This is a genomic window from Dehalococcoidales bacterium, assembly GCA_028717385.1.
Taxonomy (GTDB): Bacteria; Chloroflexota; Dehalococcoidia; order Dehalococcoidales; family CSSed11-197; genus CSSed11-197.
The window spans coordinates 1-4301 of the sequence record JAQUNW010000052.1; the positions used below are offsets into that span (position 1 = coordinate 1).

Consider the following 4301-nt stretch of genomic DNA (forward strand, 5'->3'; position numbering starts at 1 on the left):
GATCTTTTGCATCCAACGACTATAGCCTCTCGGATAATAACTTTCCACATATATCTGTTTCATTACAAAGACTCCCGGTTATCACCTCCCCGGGAGTCCAATATGTATCTGAACTTTTGCACAGGTTGTAGGCATTCTTCAAGTAATTTATAATCAATTAAGAGACTATGAATACTAACCTTGAAATAGAACTGTTTGAGCAGACGGGCAAGAGGCTCAAACTCAAAAATCCCCTGTTGCTTGCCTCGGGTACTTGCGGCTATGCCGTTGAGCTGGATAGTTTTATGGACTTATCTTCTCCTGGAGCCTTTATTTCCAAAGGTACAACGCTCCACGCCAGGGAAGGCAACTCGCAGCCGCGCATAGCAGAAGTTGGAAATGGTATACTGAACGCCATAGGGCTGGAGAATATCGGAATTGAGGCACTGGTTAAGGACAAAGCTCCAGCTTGGCAGCGACTGGGGATAAAGGTTTTTGTTAACGTGGCTGGGTCCACCATCGATGAGTATTCTGATGTAGCTATGCGCCTCGATGGAGTTGGCGGCATTGCAGGTATTGAGCTCAATATAAGCTGTCCAAACGTGAAAGCTGGCGGCATAGAATTCGGCCTCAAACCGGAAACCGCAGCAGCAGTAACCACTGCTGTCAGAAAAGCCACCACTTTACCCCTTATTGTCAAGCTATCCCCGGGATCAGGTTGCACGGGGGAAATCGCTCAAGCGGTTGCATACGCAGGAGCGGATGCTGTTACACTTATCAATACCTTCAAGGGGATGTCTATTGACATACAAAAACGCAAACCCTTGCTGGGCAATGTAACAGGCGGTCTGTCCGGCCCAGCTCTCAAACCAGTAGCACTTGCAATGGTTTATGATATAGCCCGTTTAATAGATATTCCTATAATTGCATGCGGAGGTATATCTACAGCAGAAGATGCTATTGAGTTCATAATGGCGGGCGCCAGCGCGTTCCAAGTCGGAACTGCGTTCATGATTGATCCCTCTATACCTTCCAAAATAATTTCTGGTATACAACAGTTCTTGTCAGAGCAGGGAATAAATAATGTGGCTGGAATTAAAGGCTGTGCCCAAATCTGATAAGCTGAAAACAATTTTTATCAGAAGTACTTCAATCCTGGCATGTGCAATATGCCTGGTTATTGGTATTATTCTGGTATTCCCCCCAACCTATGTCATCAAAGGTGAAAATGATCCTTCTGACAAATTCGCACAGATGAATGCACTGGTTGAGCAAATTATGACCGAAGATGCTATTCCCGGAGCTTCGGTAGTTGTAGTAAAGGGAGATGAAACAGTTTTCGCCCAAGGCTACGGCATCACCAGCATAGAAAATCCCCAGCCGGTTAATGAAAATACCGTTTTCATTCTTGCCAGTGTATCAAAATCATTTACTGCTCTGGGCGTATTGTTACTCAGAGATAAGGGCATCCTTGATATAAATAAGCCTGTAGTATTCTACCTGCCTGATTTCAAGCTTTCAGACAAAAATGCCTCATCTGAAATTACTATACGCCAGCTGCTTACCCACACAAGCGGAATTCCAGGAGCATTGGCAGAACCTCAGGGATACTTCAACGGGCTTGATGCCATGGATAAAATGGTTAGTGATCTCGAAGGACTCAGTCTCAACAATCCCCCCGGTCAAGTATTTGAATATTCAAACCTGAATTATTTCCTGTTGGGGGCAGTAGTAGAGGCTGTCACAGGGCAAAAATTTGAAGATTATATGGCAGAAGCAGTATTCACGCCACTCAGCCTTAATCGCACAACCCTTGATCTTGAGCAAGCCGAAGAGTGGGGAAGAGCCTATGGCCATCAGCCAGTTTTTGGTAAGGTATGGGAACGCAGTATGCCAGTTTTCCGCAGTGCCGCTCCAGCAGGCTGGGTCATGAGTAATGCCACCGATATGGGACGTTGGCTCAGATTATTCCTGAATGGAGGCGCACTTGATGGAAATCAACTGGTAAAAAGTGAAACCATCAACGAGATGCTCACTCCTGCTACTTACTATCGCAAGGATGGACACACTGTAGGATACGGCATGGGATGGCTGGTTGATACAGATTCAAATGGTATAAAACGTATATGGCATGGCGGGGATACCCCTAGTTTTCTTGCCGATATGATGATCTTGCCGGACTATTCAACCGGCGTAACCATCATGATAAACAGCCAGACAAGCACTCAAGGCCACCTGATTGCTCCCGGGCTTACCAGTATCTTTTTAGATATTGAGCTGGAACAGCTTGCATCACCATGGTGGGCACACTGGAAAACCATCGATTCTTTCTCATTTGGGATTTTTTCTATTTGCGTTGCACTAATAATTGGGCTGGGGTTGTTTATATGGCGGATCGTATGCAAGGTACGCTGCCACCACTATGTTTTGTTCAAACCACGAATTCCAGCAAAATGGCTTCCAGCCAAGCTCATTTTCCTTTACAACATTCCCTTAGCTACTTATTGCCTTCTTGTTGTTATCGGTTATATTTCATTCAAGCTGATTTATGGATACAATATCTTCAAGGTAATTGGCGATGTTCTCCTTGTAGCGCCTCCCAGCATCTGGGCAGCAGCGGTATCGGTACTGGCATTGATTGCTTTGTGGTCACTCACACTTTCAACGGTTACCATCGTTATCAGGTGTAACTACAAAACAGAACAAAGGTAAGGCCGATATTTGTTTGCCCCTCCAATAGTCGGGTGATATACTTTAGTTTCATACGGAGGTGTAAATTGAAGCTTATCCGTGAAGAAGTAATCCATATTGCACAGTTAGCCAGAATTGGTCTAACCGAAGCCGAGATAGACGAGTTCCCGCGCCAACTCTCCAATATACTGGAAAATTTTGATGTTTTAGACCAGGTTGATACCACCGACGTGCCTCCAACTACACAATCTAACTCACTCCATACAGTTATAAAAGACGATCTGGTGAAACCGTCACTTGAAAGAGAGGACGCACTTGCCAATGCCCCTTCCAGAGATGGAGAATTCTTTAAAATTCGCCCAGTGCTCGATAAGTAATCCGACTCGAATAAATGAACGGGGGAACTGTTTGAACCAACTTAACAATCTCACAATTAGCCAGGCACACCGACTACTAAGAAATCACGAAATATCTTCCGTTGAATTAGCCAGGATATTTCTCGAACGTGTCGAAAAAGCTGAGGATCATGTTCAAGCTTTAGTGACCCGCACTGCCGATCTTGCTTTAAAACAAGCTGCAAAAGCAGATGAACGTATTGCGAAAGGTGATATTGAACCACTGACCGGAATACCTGGAATAATCAAAGATGCTATCTGCACCAAAGGGGTTCGTACCACCTGTTCATCAAAGATGCTGGAAAACTTCATTCCGCCATATGATGCTACTGTTATTGAGCGCCTGCAGAAAGCTGGTATGGTAATGCTGGGAAAAGCCAATATGGACGAATTTGCCATGGGCTCATCCACCGAAGGCTCAGCCTTTTTCCCCACACGTAATCCATGGGATCTTTCCCGAGTACCCGGTGGTTCAAGCGGGGGTTCAGCTGCTTCAGTAGCCGCCGGTGAGGCAATGTATTCATTGGGGTCTGACACTGGCGGGAGTATTCGTCTCCCAGCCAGTTTCTGCAACCTGGTTGGCCTCAAACCCACTTACGGCCGAGTCAGCCGCTACGGTTTGGTAGCATTTGCCAGCTCTTTGGATCAGATCGGCCCTCTTGCTCGCACAGTCACTGATGCAGCACTAGTATTTTCCACTATTGCAGGTTATGACGAACGAGATTCGACTTCTGTCAATAGAGAAGTGGACAATTCTACTAGTTGTCTAAACGGTGATATACGCGGTATGAAAATAGGTGTTCCGCGGGAGTATTTCGTCGAGGATATGCAGCCAGGCGTTAAAAAGGCAATTGAAAGCGCCATTAGCAAACTTGAAGAGTTGGGGGCGATTGTGGATAGATCAGCAAGCCTGCCCTCAACTCCATATGCATTGGCAGTTTATTATATATTAGCCCCATCAGAAGCTTCTGCTAACCTCTCACGCTACGATGGAGTTAGATACGGCTATACGTACCCCGATTCGGAAAATATGTGGGAAGTGATGGAAAAAACCCGTGAGCTGGGTTTCGGGCCTGAGGTTAAACGCCGCATCATGCTTGGAACCTATGCTCTCAGTGCGGGTTATTATGATGCTTACTATCTTAAAGCAGAAAAGGTTCGCACTATTATTAGCCGTGAATTTTCAGCTGCTTTTGAAAAGTACGATGCACTGGTTTCACCCACCGCCCCCTGCAC

Annotated in this window: 4 protein-coding genes; all 4 read left to right on the forward strand. The window is 45.8% G+C overall.

Going from position 1 to position 4301, the window contains the following annotated elements; all coding sequences use genetic code 11:
- Window positions 1–167 precede the first annotated feature (167 nt).
- Window positions 168–1097, forward strand: a complete 930-nt coding sequence (locus PHX29_07045; GenBank protein MDD5605639.1) for a dihydroorotate dehydrogenase — start codon at window positions 168–170, stop codon at window positions 1095–1097.
- The gene (locus PHX29_07050; protein ID MDD5605640.1) at window positions 1063–2691 is read left to right on the forward strand and encodes a serine hydrolase; all 1629 of its coding nucleotides are present in this window, start codon (window positions 1063–1065) and stop codon (window positions 2689–2691) included. The genes PHX29_07045 and PHX29_07050 overlap by 35 nt, the downstream gene beginning before the upstream one ends.
- A gap of 65 nt (window positions 2692–2756) precedes the next feature.
- Window positions 2757–3047: an Asp-tRNA(Asn)/Glu-tRNA(Gln) amidotransferase subunit GatC gene (gene gatC / locus PHX29_07055; GenBank protein MDD5605641.1), complete on the forward strand. Its 291-nt coding sequence runs from the start codon at window positions 2757–2759 to the stop codon at window positions 3045–3047.
- A 31-nt stretch (window positions 3048–3078) separates the two neighbouring features.
- On the forward strand, window positions 3079–4301 hold a 1223-nt coding region (gene gatA / locus PHX29_07060), incomplete at its 3' end, for an Asp-tRNA(Asn)/Glu-tRNA(Gln) amidotransferase subunit GatA (GenBank protein ID MDD5605642.1).